This is a genomic window from Maricaulis sp. (assembly GCF_048270265.1).
Lineage (GTDB): Bacteria > Pseudomonadota > Alphaproteobacteria > Caulobacterales > Maricaulaceae > Maricaulis.
Map to the genome: position 1 here is coordinate 1 of NZ_JBLWTD010000026.1, position 21470 is coordinate 21470.

General features: G+C 60.4%; 19 protein-coding genes and 1 pseudogene. 14 read left to right on the forward strand and 6 right to left on the reverse strand.

Annotated elements, in window-relative coordinates:
• The 3 genes and pseudogenes from ACN0YF_RS12500 to aguB form a co-directional block, all read left to right on the forward strand.
• Positions 1-788 (forward strand): annotated as a pseudogene (locus tag ACN0YF_RS12500) (TonB-dependent receptor); the annotation flags it as partial.
• A gap of 140 nt (positions 789-928) precedes the next feature.
• Entirely contained in the window at positions 929-1954 is a 1026-nt protein-coding gene (locus ACN0YF_RS12505) for an agmatine deiminase family protein (RefSeq protein ID WP_417494633.1), read from the forward strand.
• On the forward strand, positions 1951-2814 hold the full coding sequence (gene aguB, locus ACN0YF_RS12510) for an N-carbamoylputrescine amidase (protein WP_417494634.1): 864 nt from the start codon (positions 1951-1953) through the stop codon (positions 2812-2814). Before ACN0YF_RS12505 ends, aguB begins: the two co-directional genes overlap by 4 nt.
• Here aguB and ACN0YF_RS12515 read toward each other — a convergent pair.
• Positions 2775-2999, reverse strand: coding sequence for a hypothetical protein (locus ACN0YF_RS12515; RefSeq protein WP_417494635.1), 225 nt, complete (start codon positions 2997-2999; stop codon positions 2775-2777). The two genes, aguB and ACN0YF_RS12515, sit on opposite strands and share 40 nt — an antisense overlap.
• An 83-nt stretch (positions 3000-3082) precedes the next feature.
• A complete protein-coding gene (locus tag ACN0YF_RS12520) occupies positions 3083-3724 on the reverse strand; it encodes a MarC family protein (RefSeq protein ID WP_417494636.1) in 642 nt (213 codons plus the stop codon).
• Positions 3725-3925: 201 nt separating this feature from the next.
• On the opposite strand from ACN0YF_RS12520, the gene ACN0YF_RS12525 reads away from it, so the two are divergent.
• A complete protein-coding gene (locus ACN0YF_RS12525) occupies positions 3926-5542 on the forward strand; it encodes a peptide ABC transporter substrate-binding protein (RefSeq protein ID WP_417494637.1) in 1617 nt (538 codons plus the stop codon).
• Positions 5543-5551: 9 nt separating this feature from the next.
• Here the strand turns inward: ACN0YF_RS12525 and ACN0YF_RS12530 are convergent, their stop codons facing one another.
• On the reverse strand, positions 5552-6022 hold the full coding sequence (locus ACN0YF_RS12530; protein ID WP_417494638.1) for a hypothetical protein: 471 nt from the start codon (positions 6020-6022) through the stop codon (positions 5552-5554).
• A gap of 1191 nt (positions 6023-7213) precedes the next feature.
• Here ACN0YF_RS12530 and ACN0YF_RS12535 point away from each other — a divergent pair.
• The 4 genes from ACN0YF_RS12535 to ACN0YF_RS12550 all read left to right on the forward strand — a co-directional run bounded on the left by ACN0YF_RS12535 (position 7214) and on the right by ACN0YF_RS12550 (position 10539).
• Complete coding sequence (locus ACN0YF_RS12535; protein WP_417494639.1) at positions 7214-7627, forward strand: GIY-YIG nuclease family protein; 414 nt, start codon at positions 7214-7216, stop codon at positions 7625-7627.
• 804 nt (positions 7628-8431) lie between these two features.
• Positions 8432-8749, forward strand: a complete 318-nt coding sequence (locus ACN0YF_RS12540) for a helix-turn-helix transcriptional regulator (RefSeq protein WP_417494640.1) — start codon at positions 8432-8434, stop codon at positions 8747-8749.
• The gene (locus tag ACN0YF_RS12545) at positions 8739-9635 is read left to right on the forward strand and encodes a reverse transcriptase family protein (protein WP_417494641.1); all 897 of its coding nucleotides are present in this window, start codon (positions 8739-8741) and stop codon (positions 9633-9635) included. Before ACN0YF_RS12540 ends, ACN0YF_RS12545 begins: the two co-directional genes overlap by 11 nt.
• A gap of 91 nt (positions 9636-9726) precedes the next feature.
• Positions 9727-10539 (forward strand): hypothetical protein, encoded by an 813-nt coding sequence (locus ACN0YF_RS12550; protein WP_417494642.1) that lies wholly within the window; start codon positions 9727-9729, stop codon positions 10537-10539.
• 257 nt (positions 10540-10796) lie between these two features.
• Here the strand turns inward: ACN0YF_RS12550 and ACN0YF_RS12555 are convergent, their stop codons facing one another.
• Complete coding sequence (locus tag ACN0YF_RS12555) at positions 10797-11843, reverse strand: 1,9-bis(guanidino)-5-aza-nonane synthase (RefSeq protein ID WP_417494643.1); 1047 nt, start codon at positions 11841-11843, stop codon at positions 10797-10799.
• Positions 11840-13078 (reverse strand): type III PLP-dependent enzyme, encoded by a 1239-nt coding sequence (locus ACN0YF_RS12560; RefSeq protein ID WP_417494644.1) that lies wholly within the window; start codon positions 13076-13078, stop codon positions 11840-11842. Before ACN0YF_RS12560 ends, ACN0YF_RS12555 begins: the two co-directional genes overlap by 4 nt.
• Before the next feature lie 1356 nt (positions 13079-14434).
• Between ACN0YF_RS12560 and ACN0YF_RS12565 the strand changes: the two genes are divergently transcribed.
• The 3 genes from ACN0YF_RS12565 to ACN0YF_RS12575 all read left to right on the forward strand — a co-directional run bounded on the left by ACN0YF_RS12565 (position 14435) and on the right by ACN0YF_RS12575 (position 17148).
• On the forward strand, positions 14435-15631 hold the full coding sequence (locus tag ACN0YF_RS12565) for a DUF262 domain-containing protein (RefSeq protein ID WP_417494645.1): 1197 nt from the start codon (positions 14435-14437) through the stop codon (positions 15629-15631).
• 39 nt (positions 15632-15670) lie between these two features.
• The gene (locus ACN0YF_RS12570) at positions 15671-16297 is read left to right on the forward strand and encodes a hypothetical protein (RefSeq protein WP_417494646.1); all 627 of its coding nucleotides are present in this window, start codon (positions 15671-15673) and stop codon (positions 16295-16297) included.
• A 179-nt stretch (positions 16298-16476) separates the two neighbouring features.
• On the forward strand, positions 16477-17148 hold the full coding sequence (locus ACN0YF_RS12575; protein WP_417494647.1) for a hypothetical protein: 672 nt from the start codon (positions 16477-16479) through the stop codon (positions 17146-17148).
• A 292-nt stretch (positions 17149-17440) separates the two neighbouring features.
• Here ACN0YF_RS12575 and ACN0YF_RS12580 read toward each other — a convergent pair whose 3' ends face one another.
• Positions 17441-17923 carry a prepilin peptidase gene (locus ACN0YF_RS12580; protein ID WP_417494648.1) on the reverse strand — a complete coding sequence of 161 codons (483 nt, stop codon included), beginning with the start codon at positions 17921-17923 and terminating at the stop codon, positions 17441-17443.
• Between the two features lie 69 nt (positions 17924-17992).
• Between ACN0YF_RS12580 and phnC the strand changes: the two genes are divergently transcribed.
• The 3 genes from phnC to ACN0YF_RS12595 all read left to right on the forward strand — a co-directional run.
• A complete protein-coding gene (gene phnC, locus ACN0YF_RS12585; RefSeq protein ID WP_417482366.1) occupies positions 17993-18790 on the forward strand; it encodes a phosphonate ABC transporter ATP-binding protein in 798 nt (265 codons plus the stop codon).
• Positions 18787-20799, forward strand: coding sequence for a phosphonate ABC transporter, permease protein PhnE (phnE, locus tag ACN0YF_RS12590; RefSeq protein ID WP_417494649.1), 2013 nt, complete (start codon positions 18787-18789; stop codon positions 20797-20799). Before phnC ends, phnE begins: the two co-directional genes overlap by 4 nt.
• Positions 20800-21052: 253 nt before the next feature.
• Positions 21053-21470, forward strand: a 418-nt coding sequence (locus ACN0YF_RS12595; RefSeq protein ID WP_417494650.1) for a porin, incomplete at its 3' end; no start/stop codon positions are given.

Here is a 21470-nt window from a genome sequence, read left to right on the forward strand (position 1 = left end):
GTGGCGAATCCCTCGTCCTGTCGCTGGCGGTCAGCCGTGAATACGACAATCTCGGCCTGAGCTGGACGGCAGCCTATGCCTACACCCAGTCGGAAGATGCCAACCCGATGACCTCTTCGGTGGCCTTCTCCAACTATGCCGGCGTTGCTGTCTCGGACCCGAACAATCCGACGGCCGCGACGTCCAACTACGAGATCCCGCACCGCTTCACCGGTCGTGTCTCCTGGGAGCATGACTTCTTCGACGATCTGACCACCCGGGCGACCCTGTTCGGCCAGGTCAGCCAGTCGCGCGGTTACTCCTTCGCGTTCGACAATGATGATGGCGACATGTTCGGCGACATCATTGACCGTCGTCACCTCCTCTACGTGCCGACCGATGCCAGCGATCCGCTGGTCCGGTTTGCGCCTGGCTTCGATACGGCAGCCTTCTTTGCCTATACCGACGCCCAAGGCCTGGCCCGTGGTGCGATCGACGAGCGCAACTCGCATGAAGGTTCCTGGTGGACCAAGATGGATCTGCGCCTTGAGCAGGAAATCCCTGCCTTTGCGCCGGGCCATCGCGCCGCCGGTTACCTGGTGATCGAAAACCTCGGCAACTTCATCAATGATGAATGGGGTATCCTGACCCAGGCGAGCTATCCGCAAATCCGCAGCATCGTTGATGCGGAATATGATGCGGGTACGAACCAGTATGTGTTCGAGAGCTTCAACCCGCTGACCGCAGAGTCCCGCGTCTCCAGCGCGTCGACCTGGCAGGTTCTGTTCGGTGTGAAGTACGACTTCTAAGCACTGGAATAGCATGCGACTACGCAGTGGAAGGGCGGCCCTCGGGCCGCCCTTCTTTTTTGCGCGGGAGCCTTGCTTTTTTGCGCTCGCATCCCGGTCAAACGCGTGATAGAGGCGCGCTGCATTGTTGAGGCGCCCTGATGACCAATCCCACCATTCCCCACGAATCCCAGACCCCCGACCAGGTCATCACATGCTGGCCTGCCGAGGCCAGCATCTGGCTTGAAAACCTCGCCCCCGCCCGGGTCGAGTTTGCCGCCTTCCTGACGGCCTTGACCGAGCCTGTGCCCGGCGGCCCGCGCCTGCCGCTGACGGTACTCGTCTCCAATGACGAGACCGAAGCCTCTGCGCGCGCCGCAATGGGCGAGAAAGCCGTTCTGGTCCGCCAGAATTACGGCGATGTCTGGACCCGCGACACGGCGCCGGTCTTCCTGCGCCGCGATGGCGAGCTGGTTGCGGCCCGCTTTCCGTTCAATGGCTGGGGCGGCAAGTTCCAGATCCCCGGTGACCAGACGGTCGGTACCGCGATCGCCCGCATGGTCGAGGCCCGCATCATCGATGTCGAGATGATCGCCGAGGGCGGCGCCCTCGAATTCGACGGTGAAGGCACGGTCATCACCACCCGCGATGTCCTGCTCAACAAGAACCGCAATGGCGATCTCACCGAAGCGGTGGTCGAGGAGCGGCTGAAGGCCGCGCTCGGTGTCGAGACGGTGTTGTGGGTCGACAAGGGTCTGATCGGCGATCACACCGATGGCCATATCGACAATATCGCCCGCTTTGTCCGTCCCGGCGAAGTGGTGTGCATGGAAGCCTGGGGTGAGAATGACCCACAGGCCGAAATGCTCGAGCAGATCGCGGCCGAACTGGCGGCGATGACCGATGCCCGTGGCCGCAGGCTGAAGGTGCACCGCATCCCCTCGCCGGGCCGTGTTGTGAACAAGGCCGGCGATGTCCTGCCGGCGAGCTATATGAACTGGGTGATCGGACCGCGGAACCTGGTGGTTCCGACCTATGGCACCGGCAGTGAAGCTGCGGCGCTCGACGCCCTGCGCGCCCTGTTCAAGGGCCATGAGGTTGTCGGTTGCCGTTCCAGCGCTATTCTGAGCGGCGGCGGTGCCTTCCACTGCGTCACGACCCATATTCCAGCCGGACCGAAATCATGAGCAATTCGATCACCATCGCCGGCCTGCAGACCGGGTTTAGCGATGATATGGCCGACAATATCCAACGCGTCTCCGCCATGATCCGTCAGGCCGCGGCGGATGGCGCCCAGGTCGTGCTGCCGCCTGAGCTCTTCCAGGGGCCGTATTTCTGCAAGACCCAGGACGAGGACAATTTCGCCCGCGCTTACCCGGCGATGGAACACCCTTGTGTCATCGCGATGAGCGAGCTGGCTGCCGAGCTTGGCGTCGTGATCCCGGTCTCGATCTATGAGCGTGACGGGCAGGCCTATTACAATTCACTGGTGATGATCAATGCCGATGGCCGCCCGATGGGTGTCTATCGCAAGAGCCATATTCCCGATGGTCCCGGCTATCAGGAGAAATACTACTTCCGGCCCGGCAATACCGGCTTCAAGGTCTGGGATACCCGCCACGGCCGTATCGGCGTCGGGATCTGCTGGGACCAGTGGTTCCCTGAAGCGGCCCGTGCCATGGCGCTGCTGGGCGCTGAAGTGCTGATGTATCCGACGGCGATCGGTTCCGAGCCGCATGATGACAGCCTCGACACTTCGGCCCGCTGGCAGCGCGCCATGCAGGGCCATGCCGTGGCCAATGTCATGCCTGTGCTGGCTGCCAACCGGATCGGCGATGAGGATGGCCAGGTCTTCTACGGCTCATCCTTCGTCTGCGACCATACGGGCGAGAAGGTCTCCGAGCTGGGCAAGGCCGAGGAGGGCATTGTGTCAGCCACGTTTGATCGCGACTTCCTGCAGACGCATCGCGCCGCCTGGGGCGTGTTCCGCGACCGGCGTCCGGACCTTTACGAGCCGTTCTTCAAACCGCTGTCGAGCAAGTCCTGAATCTGCGTTGTCGCCCGTGATTGCGACGGGATGACAATCGCAAAGGCGATCGCAATCGCGATGGCCGGCCAGCCGAAGGCTATGGCCTGGTCGGTCTGTCCTTGCGTGAAGCTATAGGCGGCGGCCGTCAGCCCGACCGTGGTCAGCAGGGCGGCGGCGATAGTCATGGCGAGACGAAAACCCATTGAATTCTCCATCACCTGCGGGTCTCTTTGACGGACCCTTGGGCGATGAGAATGTCAGATAGCGGCTAATTTTTCGTTGCTGCCTAGCCGGCCATGAAGGCGCCGTGGATGCCGTCGAAGATGAACTGGGTCGCCAGGGCGGCCAGGATGACGCCGAGAATCCGCGTCACCATCGCCGCCATTGAGGCGCCGACGAATTTCATCACCGGCCCGATGACCAGGAAAACAACCAGGCAGATCAACAAGTTGATTCCGACCGCGCCAAAGACCACCGCCTGATGTGCGATGGTCGGGGCTTCGGACATGAACAGCATGATCGTCGCGATCGCGCCGGGGCCGGCGAGCATCGGAATCGCCATCGGGAAGACGGAGATATCGTCCCAGGTTTCCGGGTGAGTTTCGTGTTCCTCGGTCAGTTTTCCGGCCCGCTCTTCGCGGCGCTCGGTGCGTTTTTCGAAGATCATTTCCAGCGCCATCAGGAAGAGCAGGACGCCGCCGGCGGTGCGGAAGGCGTCGAGGCTGATATGCATGGCATCGAGCAGGATCCGTCCGCCCAGGGCGAAGGCCAGCAGCACGCCGGTGGCGATGATGATGGACTTATAGGCCATGGCCCGGCGGTGAGCCTTGGGCGAACCATCCGTCAGCGCGAAGAAGATCGGCGCCACACCGGGCGGATCGATGGCGACGAAGAAGGTGACGAGGGCGGAGATGAAGAGTTCGAGCATGGCGTAAATCCTGATTGGCCCTCCGCATAACGGGGCCCGCGGCAGAGGTCACGAAAATTCTTGCCCGGGTGCCGCAGGGCAGCCATGAATTTATGCGACAGCTTGCCTGCCATGCGATGCAATTTTGCCGATTTTGACGCATTCCCCTTGTGCGGACGGGTATCGAGTCTAGTGTCCCGGGCCTGCCATCGGGGATTACTCATGACATTCAACCGGATCACGCTCGGCCTCATCGCCGCCCTGTCTGTCACGCTGGCCGGCTGCGGCGGCGGCGAGCCCGACAATGGCACCACGCTCAATCGCGGCAATCGCATCGAGCCGCTGAGTCTGGATCCGGACCTGGCCCAGATCACCGATGAGCGCACCATCGTCTCCGATCTCTTCGTCGGCCTGTATGAGCCGGCCGCTGATGCCCAGCCCATCCTGGCGCTGGCCGAGCGTGCCGAGATCTCCGATGACGGGCTCGTCTGGACCTTCACCCTGCGCGATGACGCCTTCTGGTCGGATGGGGAGCCGGTCACGGCCGAGGATGTGGTGTTCGGCCTGCAGCGTCCGCTCGATCCGCTGACCGGCAATCAGTTCGCAGCGCCGCTGCTGATGATCGCCAATGCCCAGGAGGTCTATGAGGGCCGCGCCCCGGTCGACACGCTGGGTGTCCGCGCCCTGGATGCGCGCACCGTCGAGCTGAGCCTCAACTATCCCGCGCCCTATCTGCCGACCGTGCTGATGTATTACGGCCAGCCGATCCCCAGACACGCCATCGAGGCGTTTGGCGATCGCTGGGCGCGGCCGGAGAACATGGTCTCCAGCGGGCCCTATACGCTCGTGGAATGGCGTTCCAATAATTACATCCACCTCGTTGCCAACCCCTATTTCTACGACGCGGACGAGGTCTGCCTGACCGATATCTACTATTTCCCGACCGTCGATACCGCGGCGGCCGAACGCCGCGTGCGCTCGGGCGAGCTTGATCTCAATGTCGATTTCGCCAGTTCGAACACGCAATTCCTGCTCGAGCACAATCCGGAGCTGGTGCAATCGGTGCCCGGCTTCACCATCCGCACGATCGATTTCAACAATACCTCGCCGCCCTTTGATAATCCCGATGTGCGCCGCGCCCTGTCGCTGGCGATCGACCGCAATTTCCTGACCCAGGACGTGCTCGGCGGTTTCGATGCGCCGGCCTTCCGGGTCGTGCCGGCCGGGCTTCATGGCCGGCTCGACTGGCCGCGTCTGGATTATGCCGACCAGCCGATGGAACAGCGCCGCGCCGAGGCCCTGCGCCTGCTCGAGGGCGCCGGTTTCGGCCCCGACAATCCGCTGGAGTTCGAGTTCAACTACCAGCCCGCGGCCAGCTGGCCGCGCATCGTGCCGGTGATCCAGCAGGACTGGATGACCATCGCGCCCTGGGTCCGGGTCGAGATCGTCACCAGCGACAGCCAGATCCATTATGACCGCATGCGCGGCGGCGATTATCAGGTCTCGACCTCGGGCTGGCGTCCGGACTTCAACGATCCCTATGGCGTGCTCTTCCAGTACGAGACCCGCGCCGGCGAGATCAATTATTCACGCTGGACCGACCCCGCCTTCGACGCCCTGACCGATGCGGCCGTGCGCACCGCCGACGAGGCCGAGCACAATGCGCTGCTGGCGCAGGCCGAGCAGTATTTCCTCGACCAGACGCCGGTCATCCCGGTCTTCTTCGAGGCCAACCGGCAATTGGTCAGTCCGCGCGTCACCGGCTGGATCTCCAATCCGGACCGGATCAATCTGAGCCGCTGGCTCTGCCTGGCCCAGCCGGAGACGGCGGAAGACTAGCTCCCTGCTTTAATTGGTGCCGCAACCGGGCTCTTCCCAGCCCTCCGGCATGGTCTCGCCGGCCAGCTCCCAGCTCTCCTCCCAGCGCGGCTCGGGCACGGGCTTGCCGGCGGCGCGGGCGGCGCGCATCGCGGCGGCGTCTTCCCCGATTTGCATGTTGAGTTCAACCCCCTCCAGTCCCATGCCGGCGGCGGCATAATGGGCGGCCAGGGCCTGGCGTTCGGCCGCCTCGGTCTCGGCGGCGAGTTTCAGGCGGTCGCGCGTCAACGCCATTTCGGCCCGCGTCTGGGCGAAGAATTCGCGGGCAAGGCCCAGCAGCTGCCGCGCGGCGCGGCCATCGCCTTCGCGCATGGCCCCGGCTGCGGCGACCAGGGCCGTGCGGCCGGTCTGGGCCGGGTCGGGCATCTCCAGCGGGCGGCCCGGGGGATATTGTGTGCCGCGGCCGGGGCGGCGATTGGGTGAGCGTTGGGAATGATACATCGGGGTCTCCCTTGAATATCCGGATGAGCAACGGGCTCTGCACCGAAACCGCCACGACGTTGCCGCCTGGCGAGATGAGGAGTGCGGGATGCCGGCCGGAGCCGGTCGTGGACTAAGTGTGAGTGGCGCCGGTGGCATCCCGCACACGGAGGTTTACTCAGGTCCCTCGCGGGCCCTGCCTCGAAATGGGTGCGGACGATCGGTCGAGCCCTAATGCCTCACCTCCTCACCCATGGCCCTGCCGGGTTTCGCCGTGGTCAAATGACGAAAACGGACAGGCTCCGTACTCCCTGCGCCCCCGGATAACCGGTCCGGGCCTCGAGTGGCGCGGGGACGGGAGGATTATTGGCGCGGCGGGCAGGGGCGGGGATAAGTTTTCTCTCTCCAGCCCCCAAAAGAACGTCATCCTGACGAAGGTCAGGACCCAGTTTACAGGCTAAATCGCTGCCAGGCTTGGCAAAGTCCCGCTCTACGAACTGGGCCCTGACCTTCGTCAGGGTGACGCTGATTGGGGGCGAAATGCTGGATAAGCGGGCGTTCGGGCCAATCGGTCCGGTAAAAGCGGCGCGTCTTCCCTCTCCCATGAGGAGAGGGTGCCCCCCGGATCCGGGCGGCTGAGGCGGGCCAGCGCCGGCGATGGCCGCGCTGCCACCCTCATCCGGCCCTGCGGGCCACCTTCTCCCTGAGGGAGAAGGACGGGCGAGTGCCCGTCAAAAAGCGGCGCACCTCGCGCCCGCCACCCCATTCATCCCTTGCCGGGAGGACGCCGTATCCGGGTTTTCAGGGCGGTCCGTTGCTTCGGTAATTTCTGCCGTTCCCTGTCCGCAGGGCAATCAGTTAGAAAGACCCTTGAACATACGGGAGGTGAATCTGACTAGGATTGCTCAAAAGTGGGGCTTCGGGATGGCTCCGGTGAAGGCAGAGACCCAAATTCGGCGAGTCGCGGCTGCGAAGCTGGTGTTGCGCTGCTTGTCAGAGGCTGGCACGAGCGCTGATCCGACTTTACTGGACGCGATCTCAGAGGTTAAGGGGTGCTTTAGTCGCGCATGGAAGTGCGACCAGTGGGATTGGTTTACGGTTTGGGTACAGCTGGCACATCGCCCCACGGTCCAACTTCAGAGTTTGTCGAGGGCACTGTCGGCATTGAGGAAGGCGCTAAAGGCTGGCGACCAACAAGCGGCGCTGCAGCAGATGAGCGAGCTTAGAGCGTTGGATGCATGCACATTGCTTGAGGTATTTGTCGGAGCAAGGTCCGTAGCGCCTCCCCCTGGCTTGATTTATGCGCTCGGTACTCGGGAGAATCCTAACTTGATAAAAGTAGGCATGACGACCCGCGATCCGGTGGTCCGTGTCAATGAAATCAACCGTGCGACTGGTGTGGTGATACCGTTTGGTGTCAGGGGCACGTGGGCTGTTACACAGCCAAAGGCAGCTGAGACCGCTGCTCATGAGGAGCTGGACAGCTACAGAGTTCGCGCTGATCGGGAGTTCTTTAATCTTCCTTTTGGAACAGCTAAATCTCTAATAACACGCGCAGTTAAGCCGTTTCGGGTGGCCGTCAAGCTCGTGGCCGATCCAAATTCGCCCTCGGGCATCAATCTTTGAGGGGCGGCGACAGGCACTTGCTTTTAGGCCCCTCAAAAAGCGGCGCTCCCCGCGCCCGCCACCCCATTCATCCCTTGCCGAGATGACGCCGTATCCGGGTTTTCAGGTCAAGGGCCCTGCGGGCCGCTACGCGGTTTCACCCTTGACCTGAAAACCCGGATACGGCCCGCTGGCTGGCATGGGGTTTGTGGGGTGGAGTGAGGGCTGCGAAGGTGTGGCTCTGCCGATAGTTGCGTTGCCGGGGGGGCGTCGTTCTTGTTTATCGCGCCAAAAAAATTCACGCACAGTGATTTTAGTTTGACTCCGTTCTCGAATCTGCTATACTAATAATTGTTCAGGGCGCATCCGCGTTCGGAAATATAAGTCTTTATACCCGGAGGTCGGCAACGGCCTCGCGGAGGGCCTTGGCCCTCTACCACTTCCCTCCCACAGGGCGACCGGGCACCACGCCACGCGCCTCCCGGGAAGAGCGAAGCAGACACGACCAAAGACGGGTCGTGTCTGTGTATGACGGTGAAGCTTGTCGTGATCCGTCTTCGAGTTGGCAAAGACCCTTTAGCAATCTGGCTAAAGGCAACTCGAAGGAGGTCAACATGGTTGATCTGGAAACTGAACGACGACGGCAGCGACTGACGCGGAACAAGCGAGTTTGGCCAAAATGGCTACGCTCGGGACGTATGATCCGCTGGGCCTTCACGTGGGGGCCGTTCGTTTACCGCCTCTGGCGGATTGTTCGGGACCTTTTTGGTAACGGAGACGGATAAGTCGCTAACCTGACTACACCCTATCTATTTGGAGGCGATCATGATTTCTGAAGCACTACGACTCCTCAGGGTTTTCCATGACCTGAAGCAGAAAGAGCTGGCGGAAAAGCTTGGTGTATCGAATTCCTACGTCTCGGAAATCGAGAATGGTAATCGGACGCCTTCCCTTGATGTTATTGAGCGCTACGCGGAAACGTTCCGAATCCCTGTGTCATCGATCATGTTCTTTGCTGAGAATATCGGAGCGACGCAGCCGAGTGGCAGAAGTGCATCAATCGGACGGACGGCAATCGCATCGAAGATTTTGGACTTTCTGCGGTTGATCGAAGCGAAGACGGATGTGACAGATGCTGCCTGAGAACAGTAATTATCCCATCCACCAGTCGTGCCTGTATAAGCTCCGAAACCGCGCCAAGCTCGCGAGGTTGCTGCCTGCGTCCCTGAAAGGGCTGGAATCTCTCGCGGACTCCAACGGGCGGTATGCATGTTGGAACGAACCAAAGAAAAACGGTGGATCGCGCCGCATTGAAGCGCCGCATGACAATTTGAAGGCCGTTCAGAAACGCATCACGAATCTTCTACAACGAATTGAACCGCCCGATTTTCTCATGGCTCCTGTGAAGGGGCGATCCTACGTAGACAATGCTGCAGCCCATATCGGAGCGCGCGCCTTTCATTTGCTGGATATCGAGGAGTTTTTTCCTTCTTGCACAAGCAAACGCGTCTACTGGTTTTTCCGCGTACGCATGCTGTGTTCGCCCGACGTGGCCGCCCTCCTAACGAAGTTGGTCACTTATAATGGCCACCTACCTCAAGGCAGCCCATGTAGTCCAATTTTGGCATACTTCACGTATGAGGATATGTGGGGCGAGATCAGAGAAATCGTTACGGCTTCCAGCTGCACTCTCAGCGTCTATGCCGATGACATCACCATTTCCGGTGACGTTGTCTATGAGAAGGACATCTGGGCAGTGAAGTCTTGCCTGTTCCGTTTCGGATTCCGCCACAGCCCACACAAGGAGCGTGGCCTGGTCAACAGGGCTGCGGATGTAACGGGTGTCATTGTGAAGGGGGCGAGTCTACTACTTCCCAACCGTCAGCATCAAAAGCTGGATCATTTAAGCAGAGCTTTACGGAGATCGCGCTCCAAGCCTGAGCGCGAAGGGCTGAAAAGACAGCTCCGGGGTCGCGTAGCCCAAGCCAGCCAAATTACTGGGCACCTCGCCCGGATGAGTGAGACGTAAAACTTGTCAGAAAAATGCTCTCTATTCTGTAAAGATGTTTCCCATGGGGTAAGTATATGTGCGTAATTTTATATAGGGTTGCCTTATAGAAATGAATGACAATCTAGAGAGTATTATTGATTCATGCGTTTCCGTCTACTCGGTTGGCTTCATCCGCATCAACGACTCTGATCCAACGCCTCTCGGGTCGGGAACTTTGGTCAGCTGCCCCACAATTCAAGGGATTTTGACTTGCGGGCATGTTCTCGCGGAATTGCCCATTGATGGCGCATTTGGCATTGCGCAATTTGGCCGCACCGCCGATCCCGATCAACGAATACAGCTGTCAGGAAAAGACACTGCCGCGCATGCTGTCAAATTCTACGAGAAGACGTGTAGAGAGGGCCCAGATTTAGCATTTATACCGATTCCGGTTGAACAGTTTGCGGCTTTGAAAGCAAGCAGTTCCGTGGTCGACCTTGAACGTGGAAAGCGTATGGCTGTGCAGCGGCCGGAGGCGGAAACGCGGCCGCTAGAGGTCGTTGCGGGCGTCGTTGGCGAAATGACGCAACCTGCGATCGCGGAAGGAATCAAGCGTACGCTGACTATCAAAGGACTCGCTTGTCCTGGATCTATCGTGGCCGCGCCACACGTCGGGCAATGGGACCAGTTGCATTTCAAACCACAACAGCAGCCCGATTCCTCTGTGCCTACAGACTTCAAAGGAACAAGTGGTGGGGGTATTTGGCGAGTCCGCCTTAGGGGGGATGCAGATGAAAACTTCACTGTAGCTGACAGTTGGTTGGCTGGTGTGGCCTATTGGCAGGACGAAATTGAGTCTTCCCTAGGGATCATTGGTCATGGGCCAATTAGCGTTTACGGGCACCTTCTGGCAGCGCTCTATCGTCGTTGGCCCCCAAAGTAGCGTCGGCAACCGCGGGGATGCAGCCTGGCGATCATTGGAAATGGGGGACCAAGCGGGACCCGCGTCGGCGAGGGTGCCCTGCCGGGGTCACCGGCACGAAGCAAATCGGTCACAACATCCGATCAACATTGGCTCCACCCGTCTCTGTTATTTGGTGTTCAGTTGTGGAATTGGTTGTTGTCCTCGAATAACCATCCCCCACAAAAAAAAGCCCCAGCGCTTCCGCCAGGGCTCCCTTTGACCGTTGAACTAAAACCCTAGTCCTCAAACATATCCGCATACCGATGCCGCACCCGCTTCTCCCAATCGCGCGTATGATAAACCGACGACACCATCACCGGCGCCACGGTCGTCGCTTCGGCGAAGACCATCTGTTCCAGCGCCGTGTCGACCTTGCCCCAGGAGCAGGCTTCCTTGAGGGTTGAGGAGGAGCAGGCGCCGTCGCGGACGTCGGCGACGGTGATCTGGACGGCGTAGGCGTGCATCGGGACTTCGACGCCGAGGATCTCGGCGCAGACGACGGTGTCCTGGGCGAAATTCTTGGGCACGCCGCCGCCGACCATGAACAGGCCCGTCTTGCCGGCCTTGATCTTGATGTCGGTCAGTTCGCGGAAATCGGCGACGCTGTCGATCGAGAGATAGGGCTGTTTCGCCTTCATCTTCTCGACCTGGTGCTTGACCAGGCCAAAGCCGGCCGAGCAGTCGGAGAAGGCGGGGCAGAAGATCGGCACGCCGTGCTCATAGCAATCCTGGACCAGCGAGCCGGGCTTCTTGGCATTGCCCTCGGCGAGCCATTTGCCCATCGCCTTGATATAGGAGCGCGAGGAGCGCGGGCCGGGCTCGAGCAGATTGGCGATCTCGAGCGTGGCGGCGTCGCAGGCCTGCAGCTCTTCCTCGTCGATATAGGTGTCGTAGATCCGGTCGATATAGAGATCGCGCAGGATGCGGTCGTCGGGGATTTCCTTCGCCTGGTAATGCTTGAAGCCCAGGGCTTCGAAGAAATCCATGTCGACGATGGCGGCGCCGGTCGAGACGATGGCGTCGACCATGTTGTGACGCACCATGTCGCGCCAGACATCCATGCAGCCGCCGGCCGAGGTCGATCCGGCCAGGGTCAGGATGACCGAGCAGTCCGGATCGGCCACAGCGGCCTGCAGGATGCGCGAGGCGCGCGCGGCATCGCGCGAGGTGAAGGACATCTTCTCCCAGGCGTCGATCAGGGGACGACCATCAAAAGCCGTAATGTCGATATGCTCGACAGGGGAGGAAAGGAGTTCCGCTTTACGGTTCGAATGATCGGTCATGCACGTCTCCGCAATTTCGGACGGCGGCGGCGGGCGCGGGCCAGATTGATGACCGTCGAGTCCTCGCCGGTCGCCCGGTCTGGTTGTTGATCGAACATGGAGGGCCAGGGGGCATCGCCCACCATCGCCAGCTCTGTGCTCCCGAAGCCGTTGAAGTTGGACGCAATCGCCGTCCCGTAGGCTCCGAGCATGCCGATCTCGATAATATCACCCTCGGCGGTGTCCGCCGGGAGCTCGAAAGGTCCTTGCATGGCATCAAGGGAATCGCAAGTCGGACCGAAGAAGCGGAACATCGCCGTCTCGGCCGTGGACTCGCCGCTGGCGCGGTGATGGCGCACCGGGAAGGGCCATTTGGAATGCGCCGCATCGAACAGGCGGCCATAGGCGCCGTCATTGAGATAGAGCGCATCGCCCTTGACCAGCTCGACCCGGACCAGCACCGATTCCGCTTCCGAGACGAGGGCCCGGCCGGGCTCACACCACAGATCGGCATTTTCCAGCACCATCATCTCTTCGAAGGCATCTTCGATGGCGCGGACATATTCCATCAGCGGCGGCGGGGTCAGGCCGGGATAGATCGACGGGAAGCCGCCACCGACATCGACGATGTCGACGGTGACGCCCGCCTGGGCAATCAGGCGCGAGGCCTCCATCATCGCCGAGCGATAGGCGGACGGCAGCATGCACTGGCTGCCGACATGGAAGCTCACACCCAGCTCATTGGCATGGGCGCGGCAGCTGCGGATCAGCTCGGCGGCATCAAAGGCGGGCACGCCGAACTTGCCGGCGAGCGAGAAGACAGCCCCCTCATTGGACACCGCCAGGCGTACGATCAGGGTGAGATCGTCTGCGTGATTGGTTTCCTCGAGGATCTTGTTCAGTTCCGCCTCGGTATCGAGCGCAAAGATGCGCACGCCGAATTCGTAATAGGCGCGGCGAATCGACTCGCGGCTCTTGACCGGATGCAGAAAGGCCTTCTTCGCGTCCGGGCAGCGCTCCGAAATCAGCGCGATCTCGGGGATCGACGCCACATCGAAGAAACGCGTCCCGGCCGCATACAGGCCGTCGATGATCCATGGGCTGGGATTTGCCTTGACGGCATAGAGCACTTCGCCCGGAAAATTTTCCTGAAACCAGCGGCTAGCTCGGGCCAGACGATCCGGACGTGCACAGACGACCGGCTTTTCTAGGTGCCGTAAGCGGACCAGGTCCAGGGGAGTATGGTACGTGTGCAATTCACGTGACCCCCTGTTAGTTGTTTACCCAATCCGGCATCGTCACCTCCGCCGGGAAAAACGCGAGTAGGGCCTATTGCGGATCGTGTAAAGAAAAAAATATCATCGGCCACTGCAGGAGGCTTGCCGGGGCAGGGCTGGTGCAGGGGCGCGGCGCCTCCGCCGGGCGCTGATTTTTCGCGCAGACAGGCCTGCACGGGCTGCCGGGAAAATTCTCTCGGGCAGGACGCGGAAATGATGTGTGTTCCGGTTGCCCGGGGATGGGCGGGTGCGCGCCGGGAGGGATGTGTATCAGAGATCCCGGCCCCGCATCGAAGATGAACAGGATTATGTGAAACGGGAATGACTGTCTGCCAGCCTGCCATTGCCCCGGCGGAGGCTGTGCAGCCGCATGGGGACAGGCGATTCGCGGATGGCAGGGTGATGACAGACTGTCACCGGCTGCCACGCACTGTCACGCGCAGAGCCAGGCCGGAAGCGGGAAGTCTTGACGGGCCAACGATGTCAAAGAGCGGGGTTGGCCCGATTATAGCGCAGGTCGGGCGGGGGCGGATTGCCGGAGGGGCAAAACGAGGCTCAAGTCTCTCCGGGGCAGACTCTGGCTTTTCGGCTCCCCCGCGAAGAGGGACGTGTACCTCTGGTACGCGTCCCGGGGAGGACTCAATTCGGGGCGCAATTCCAGGCGAAAGAGCCAGGCAGTGACCGAAACCGGGCTTTCTGTGGGACAGGCTGAAGACGCCCCTGTCCGCAAGGTGAGTTTTCCATCCGGCCGTCGCTGGGCCAGGCCCCGCCCTGAAAACCATGCCGGGATCCGGCCAGACTGGACTTGTCTCGTCAAGGGCGCGAAGCGCCGCTGCGCGGTCAGGACCCTTGACGAGACAAGTCCAGTCTGGCGCCCTGCTTGGCAAGGGTTTCAGGGATGGCTCTGCCCGGCGCGGGCCGGGGCGGGATTGGGAATTCAAGCGATCTTATGGATGCTTGGTTTGAGGAAATGGGTGCCTGTCACCATTAATTCCCGAGGCGCGCAATCGCGGCTGAGGGACTGGCACCTGTGGTGCCTGTCCCGGGGAAGACTCCATTTTCCATGGGACGCGTACCAGAGGTACACGTCCCTCGCTGCGCCAGCACGGCGGAGAAGGCGGCGGGGCTTCGTGAGAAGGGCGGGGAGATTTATTTGAGCGAGGACGGGACGGTGAGGGAGGCGATTGATTAGTGGCTTTCGGTATGGCTCGATCAAACGAGCTTGCTCCATCCAGGCCCTTGTTCGGTATTTCAATAGCGCTTGCAGTTTGCGGCTAAACCGATAGAGGTGTTCGCAACTGCTACTACTGTGGGTGTGAGAAGGGGAGATCAAAAATGGATGAATCTGCCGGTGACGTTGAGTTCGACGACGAGCAAGACACGCCATTAGAGGTCGCTTCCGTTGATCGATTTTCACAAGCGGTCTTGTATTCAACTGATTGGACTGTGGAGACCATCGTCTCGCAGCTGACGCGCGGCAACATCGATTTGAACCCTCGGTTTCAGCGTCGCGATGCCTGGTCGCCGCGCAACAAAAGTCGCTTTATTGAATCGGCAGTTCTCGGGTTGCCCATACCTCAGATAGTGTTGGCGGAGAAACCGGGCGAGCGTGGCAAATTCGTCGTCCTAGATGGTAAGCAACGTCTTCTTACCCTGCTGCAATATACAGGCAATTCGACAGGTCCAAGAAATGAATTTGGCTTGTCGGGCCTTGAGGCACGCACCGATTTGACGCGTAAAAAGTATTCTCATTTGAACGCCCAACCTGATCTGGTTTCTGACCTAAACGCATTTTTGAATCATACGATTCGAACCGTCGTAATTCGAAATTGGCCTGACACGGATTTTTTGCACTTAGTTTTTCGACGTTTGAATACCGGTAGTGTGAAGCTGTCGTCTCACGAACTTAGGCAGGCAGTTGTTGCGGGACCGTTCTTGGATTATGTCGACGACCAGACCCAAGATATGCCCAGCCTTTGGGCTCTGCTAGGCAAGCGAGAACCAGACGCGCGAATGCGGGATGTGGAGTTATTGGTTCGAGCTTTGGCATTTCAACTGTATTTGCCGGAATACGGCGGTCGGATGAAAGACTTCTTGGACTTGGTTTGCGGACGCATGAATGATGACTGGGACGCTTCGTTTCCCAGAGCACAAGCGTTGGTGTCCAAATTCCGAGATGGTTTAACTGTGCTGGTTCAAATATTCGGTGAGAGTGGAATCGCTAGGAAGCCTGGTTCGAACTCGTTCAACCGGGCAATTTTTGACGCCCTCATATTCTACTGTTTCTCAGACCCGGTGCGGCAGGCAATGGCAGCTCGTCCCCAAGCTGTTCGCGACGCATACCATGGCATTTGGGAGCGGGACCAATTTGCGGAGGCCGTCGAGAGCGACACCGCCGGAATACCCAACACCGCATCCCGGATGGGCTTATGGGGAGCGCAGCTGGCGCACGCCTTGGGAATTCACATTCCAGTGCCCACTGAGAACCGGGACGGTGATCGTTCGCGCTTGGAATACCGCGGTGTTGAGTGAGTGATGCCATCTTCTCGATACCGCAAAATGAAGGCGTCGGTGAGCGAGTTGCGCCGCCATCTGCTTCCTAAGACCATTGAGCCCACAGGGTCCTATGTGTGGCAGGACAAGGTGGAGCGGCGGGCTGAGGCGTTCAGGATGCTCGTTCACGCAGAAATTGAGGCGTACCTGGAGGATCGCGCGGAGGAGATCGCCAGCAGCGCTTGGAACGCTTGGTGTGCTGAGCGCAAAGTCTCCGTTGTTACGGTTCATCTATTGGGCTTCAGCGGTCGCGAAATGTACGGGCCTGTTAAGACAATTGATGCACCTACGAATAATAAGAAAAAAGCGTGGCCAGAGAAAAAGTACCTCGATGATCGGTTGAGCCGGTGTGTCACGGGATTCATACATTTCCTCCGATCCGAAAATCACGGAATCCGAGAGGCTAATCTACTAAGTATCGTTATTCCTATCGGAATTGAGGTTGACAAGATTGACGGAGATCTGATTTTCGGTCTCGAGGAGCTTGGGCAACTGCGAGGTCGCGTAGCGCATACTAGCCTGATCGCTCGCGCTTCCGATGGAGTGGATCCGAAGGGGGAATTGGATCGCATTCGTTTGTTATTGGGGAAGGTCTCCGTTCTCGATGTTCAGCTCGATTCGTTGCTTGACGAGGCGAAGTGTTAACGCTTCATCAGTGGCGCCCGCAGGCATGCTTTGCTGGGTAGCGCAGTCAGCAACACCTGCATCAGCCAAGCCTGAAATAGCCAAAGGCGAGGCGCGCGAGATGGGTGATTGATTGAAGATGCGTTGTGATCCAATTTGCTTTTGGCGATCATCGACATCGTGACCTGTAAGGGGGGGGCATGAATCAGCTCGTTGATAACGCATTTTTTCAACAATTGGCTCTATTGGCCTCTGGGCTTATCGGGGGTTGGGCGGTTAGCGAAATTACGCATTACCGAAGAGGTGGCGAGGAAAGGAAGAAAAGGCTTAGCAGGGCATTGGCATATGTCTTATTTGAACTTCGCCTCTCATATCAAACAATTGGTTTGATAGAGTTATTTAAGGGGCAGGCAAGCTCTTGGGCGGATTTCGAGAAATATCGACAGCGTGTCGTTAAGAAGAGGTCGTTGACAATTGCAATGGCGCGTCTTGACGGAAAGGATTTAGTAGACGCATGCGCTGACTATTTCCCTTTTGACGTTTCAGAAGCTGTTCTTTTTGCAAACAATTTTGATGAGCTTGAGGCTATAAATTTGAGCCAAGCATCAATTTTGAGTGATGATGTATACGTCACTATGCTTTCAACGGTCGAAGTATCGATGGATGGTTCAAATGTGATCGGGGAGCGTCTGGCAAGACGTCTCAGCTTAGCTATTGGACTCCTTGAGAGGCGTCGGACCGGCAAGGTGCTTGATTCAATAAAGCGGCCAACAAAAACCCAGCAGGCAAATCAAGAGTTTTTGGGGAATCTATTCGGGGAGTTGTCCTCAAAAATTCGGGAAGGGAGAGAGGCGAAATCGCCTCCAAGTTAATCGAACGTCGCGGGAAAAATCGGTGACACACATCATTTCTCCGTCCTGAAAGCGGGGCCAACCCACCCACCCCCCACCCCAAAACCCCATGCCGAGAGTCCGCCTCAGGGGACAGGCGCGGTCAAGGGCGCCGCGGGCGCCGCTTCGCGGTTTCACCCTTGACCGCGCCTGTCCCCTGAGGCCCTTTGGCTGGCAAGGGGTTTACGGGATGGCCTCGCCCGGGCGGGCGGTTTCCTGACTCAACGCTTTCCTTCCCGCCCAGGGCGGCGAAAGAGCGCTGGTGCCCCCGGCCTCACCACCCCACCACCATCCCCGGCCCATAAGCGCGCCAGACCCAGCCCAGCGCGATCCCCAGCGCCAGCCAGGGCCCGAACGGCATCGGCTGATTCCCATCCGGCGCTTGCCGCCGCACCAGGGCCAGCGACAGGACATAGAGCAGGGCGCTGAGACTGCCGGCCAGCAGGATCATCGGCAGCAGGAAAGGGCCGCACCAAGCGCCGCCGGCGGCGAGGAGTTTGGCGTCGCCGCGGCCGAGTCCGTCGCGTCCGCGAAAGCGTTTATAGGCCAGTTCGAGGGCGACCAGAGCGCCATATCCGATCGCGGCACCGGCGATAGCTGCCCACGGCGCAGAAAAAATCAGTCCGTTTACTGCGATCCCTGCGAGGATGAGCGGCAGGGTGAAAACGTCCGGAAGCCTTTGAGTCCTTGCGTCTATCAGGCTCAGCGCCGCGAGCGTGAAAAACAGAATTAGCGTTGCGGCATGAATCAACATCATCTTCCTCTTGTCACAAATGTGTCATGCCCTTACGCCACAAAGCCGTGACCAAGCAGGGGGACGCCCACGATGACAGACGCCGCTCTGGCGCTCCACGCCAAAAATCTGAAAATGACATTTGGCGATACCAAAGCGCTCGATGATGTCAGCCTGGATGTCAGGCGTGGCGAAATGGTCGGATTGATCGGACCGTCCGGTTCCGGCAAGTCGACCTTGCTGCGCGTTGCCGCAGCCTTGCAGATTGCCGATGAGGATTCGGGGCCGGTTGCGGTGCTCGGCCATCGGATGCAGTCCAAGGGCAAGGTCACCTCGAAGGTGCGCGAACACCGCGCCCATCTCGGTTTCATCTTCCAGCAGTTCAATCTGGTGGGACGGCTGTCGCTGTTCGGCAATGTGCTGATCGGTGCCCTCGGCCGCATTCCGGCCTGGCGCGGGGCGCTGGGCATCTTCCCGATGGAAGACAAGCAAAAGGCGATGGATGCGCTCGAGCGCGTCGGCATTGCCGGCTTCGCGGCGCGGCGCGCGTCCAACCTGTCCGGCGGCCAGCAGCAGCGCGGCGCCATTGCGCGCGCCATGGTGCAGGGCGCCGAGGTGTTGTTTGCCGACGAACCGATCGCCTCGCTCGATCCGGTCTCGGCGCGCACGGTGATGGAATTGCTGCGCGAGCTGAACCGCAAGGACAATCTCACCGTCATCGTCACGCTGCACCAGGTCGATTATGCGAGCCAGTTCTGCGACCGCGTCGTCGCCCTCAACAAGGGCCGGATCGTGTTCGACGGCCCGAGCGAGGAATTGACCCAGGCCAAGCTGGTCGAGATCTACGGCCCTGAATACGAACAGGCCTTCTACGGGGGAGACGAGGCATGAGCGGCTGGGTGAACAAGAGCTTGCGTGCGCTGGTTGCCGGCCTCGGTCTGGTGCTGGCGGCCTGTACGCCGGCGCCGACCTCCGGTGGCGACGGTGCGGATGCGCCTGAGAGCGGGCCGACGGCGTCGCGCGGGACGTTGAATTTCGGCATTATCGCGACCGAATCCTCGGCCAACCAGGCCTCCAACTGGGGCCCCTTCCTCGAGGCGATGGAAGAGTGGACCGGCTACGACATCCAGCCTTTCTACGCCTCCGACTATGCCGGCATGATCCAGGCGATGCGCTATAACAGCGTCCAGTTCGCCTGGTTCTCCAATTTCTCCGGCCTGCAGGCCGTCCGCCTCGCCGATGGCGAGGTCTTCGCCAAGGCGACCTATCCCGACGGCAGTGCGGGCTATAACTCCGTCCTCATCGTGCCCGCCGACAGCCCGATCCAGACGCTCGACGATGTGCTGGTCTGTGACGGCACGCTCAATTTCGGCATGGGCGATCCCAATTCGACCTCCGGCTATCTGGTGCCCTCGGCCTTCATCTTCGCGCCGCGCAATATCGATCCGGCCGAATGCTTCAACACCGTGCGCAACGCCAATCACGAGGCCAATGCCGTCGCGGTGGCCAACGGGCAGATCGATGTCGGCACCAATAACACCACCAGCCTGACCGTGCTGCACGGTTCGCGCCCCGAGATCGCTGACCGCATCCGGGTGATCTGGACCTCGCCGCCGATCGGGACCGATCCGATCATCTGGCGCAATGATCTCGATGAAGAGGCCAAGCTGCGGCTGCAGTATTTCTTCATGAATTATGGCCGCCAGGGCACGCCGGAAGAGATCGCCGCGGCCCGCGCCGTGCTCGAACCGCTCTTCTTCGGCCTCTTCCTGCCGGCCTCCAATTCGCATCTCGATCCGATCGTGCAGCTGGAAATCGTCCGCGACCTGATCCTGGTCCGCAATGATGCCGACCTGTCCGAGGAGGAACGCGCCACGCGCGTCGCCGAACTCGAGGCGCGTCTGGCCGCCGTGGAAGCGGGCAATTCGGAACTGGACAGCCTGGCCAATGCCACCGGCCAGGCCGGCAATGGCGCCAGCCATGACACGCAGGCCTCGACCAACTGGCCGCTGGTGGCCGGGATGGCCGTGCTGGCCGGCCTGCTGCTGGCGGGCCTGTTATGGGCGGGCGCACCGCGCGGCCCCGGTCCGAAACCGCCGCTGATGGAGCGGCTTGCCAATGCCGTGATCGGTGCCGGTGTGATCGTCATCCTGGTCTGGAGCTTTGATCCGGCCGACATGGACCGGGCCTATCTCCTGGTCGAGAATTTCGGCGACATGCAGGAATTCCTCGCCGGCTTCTTCCCCGACAATATCGCCAGCGCCGCCTCGCGCAGTGCCTACTGGGTCGAATTGCGGGCCGGCATTGTCGAAGCCGTGCCGCAGATGATCATCACGGTGCAGATCGCGATCTGGGGCACATTCATCGCCGTCGTGGCGGCGATCCCCTTCGGCCTGCTCAGCGCCCGCAATGTCGCCCCGGCCTGGGTCGTGCAGCCGGTGCGGCGCCTGATGGACGTGTTCCGCTCGATCAATGAGCTGATCATCGCCCTGATCTTCATCGCCGCCGTCGGACTGGGTCCGCTCGCCGGTGTGATGGCGCTCGCGGTCCACACGACAGGGGTGCTCGCCAAGCTGTTCTCCGAAGCCGTCGAGGCGATCGATCACGGCCCGGTCGAGGGCGTGCGTGCAACCGGTGCAATGCCGCTGCACGAGGTGATCTGGGGCGTGATCCCGCAGGTGGCACCGCTATGGACCTCCTTCGGGCTCTACCGCTTCGAATCGAATGCCCGTTCGGCGACGGTTCTGGGCCTGATCGGTGCCGGCGGTATCGGCCAGATCCTGTTCGAGGCCGTCCGTGCCTTCGATTACCAGCGCACCGCAGCGATCGTGATCGTCATCATCCTCGCCGTCAGCGCGATCGACATGATGTCCCAGCTTCTGCGCAAACGCCTGCTCTGATCAGCCGGACAGGCCAGCCAGACCAGGGCCCGCAACGCCATCGCGTTGCGGGCCCTTTTTTGTCCCGGCGGCGTTGAAACAAACATGTCATTGAGCTGTCGCAAAAGCGTCACGCATTCGGAATATCGCCAATTCTGGAATTATCGAAGTCGAGAAATAACATTCACCGAACGGTCGCGTGAATGTCACATCCCGACTGTACTGCCGGACCATCGCTCCTGATGGTGGAATGGCCAACAGGATTGATAAATCGATGATGAAGCAAGTTTTGGCGAGCACTGTATTGGCCGCACTGGCATCCACCACGAGCCTGACACCCGCATGGGCGGATGATGCGGGCGGCTGGGCGTTTGACGGCGTGCCGGCCTGGAGCAATCCGCAGACCGGTGACAGCTTCACCTTCCGCGGCCGCATCTATCTCGACGCTGCCGATATCGATTTCGAACAGGCCGGCGTCACGACCAGCTATGACGACAGCGAGATCCGCACCGCACGTCTCGGCGTCACCGGCCGGTTTCACAATGTCAATTGCGTCGCCGAGTTCGACCTGATCGACGAGGCCATCGTGGCCGACGATGTCTACCTCACCTTTCATGGCGAGGGCTTTGATGTCCTGCTCGGCCATATGAAGACGCCGAACTCGCTCGAGGAGCAGACCTCCTCGCGCTACA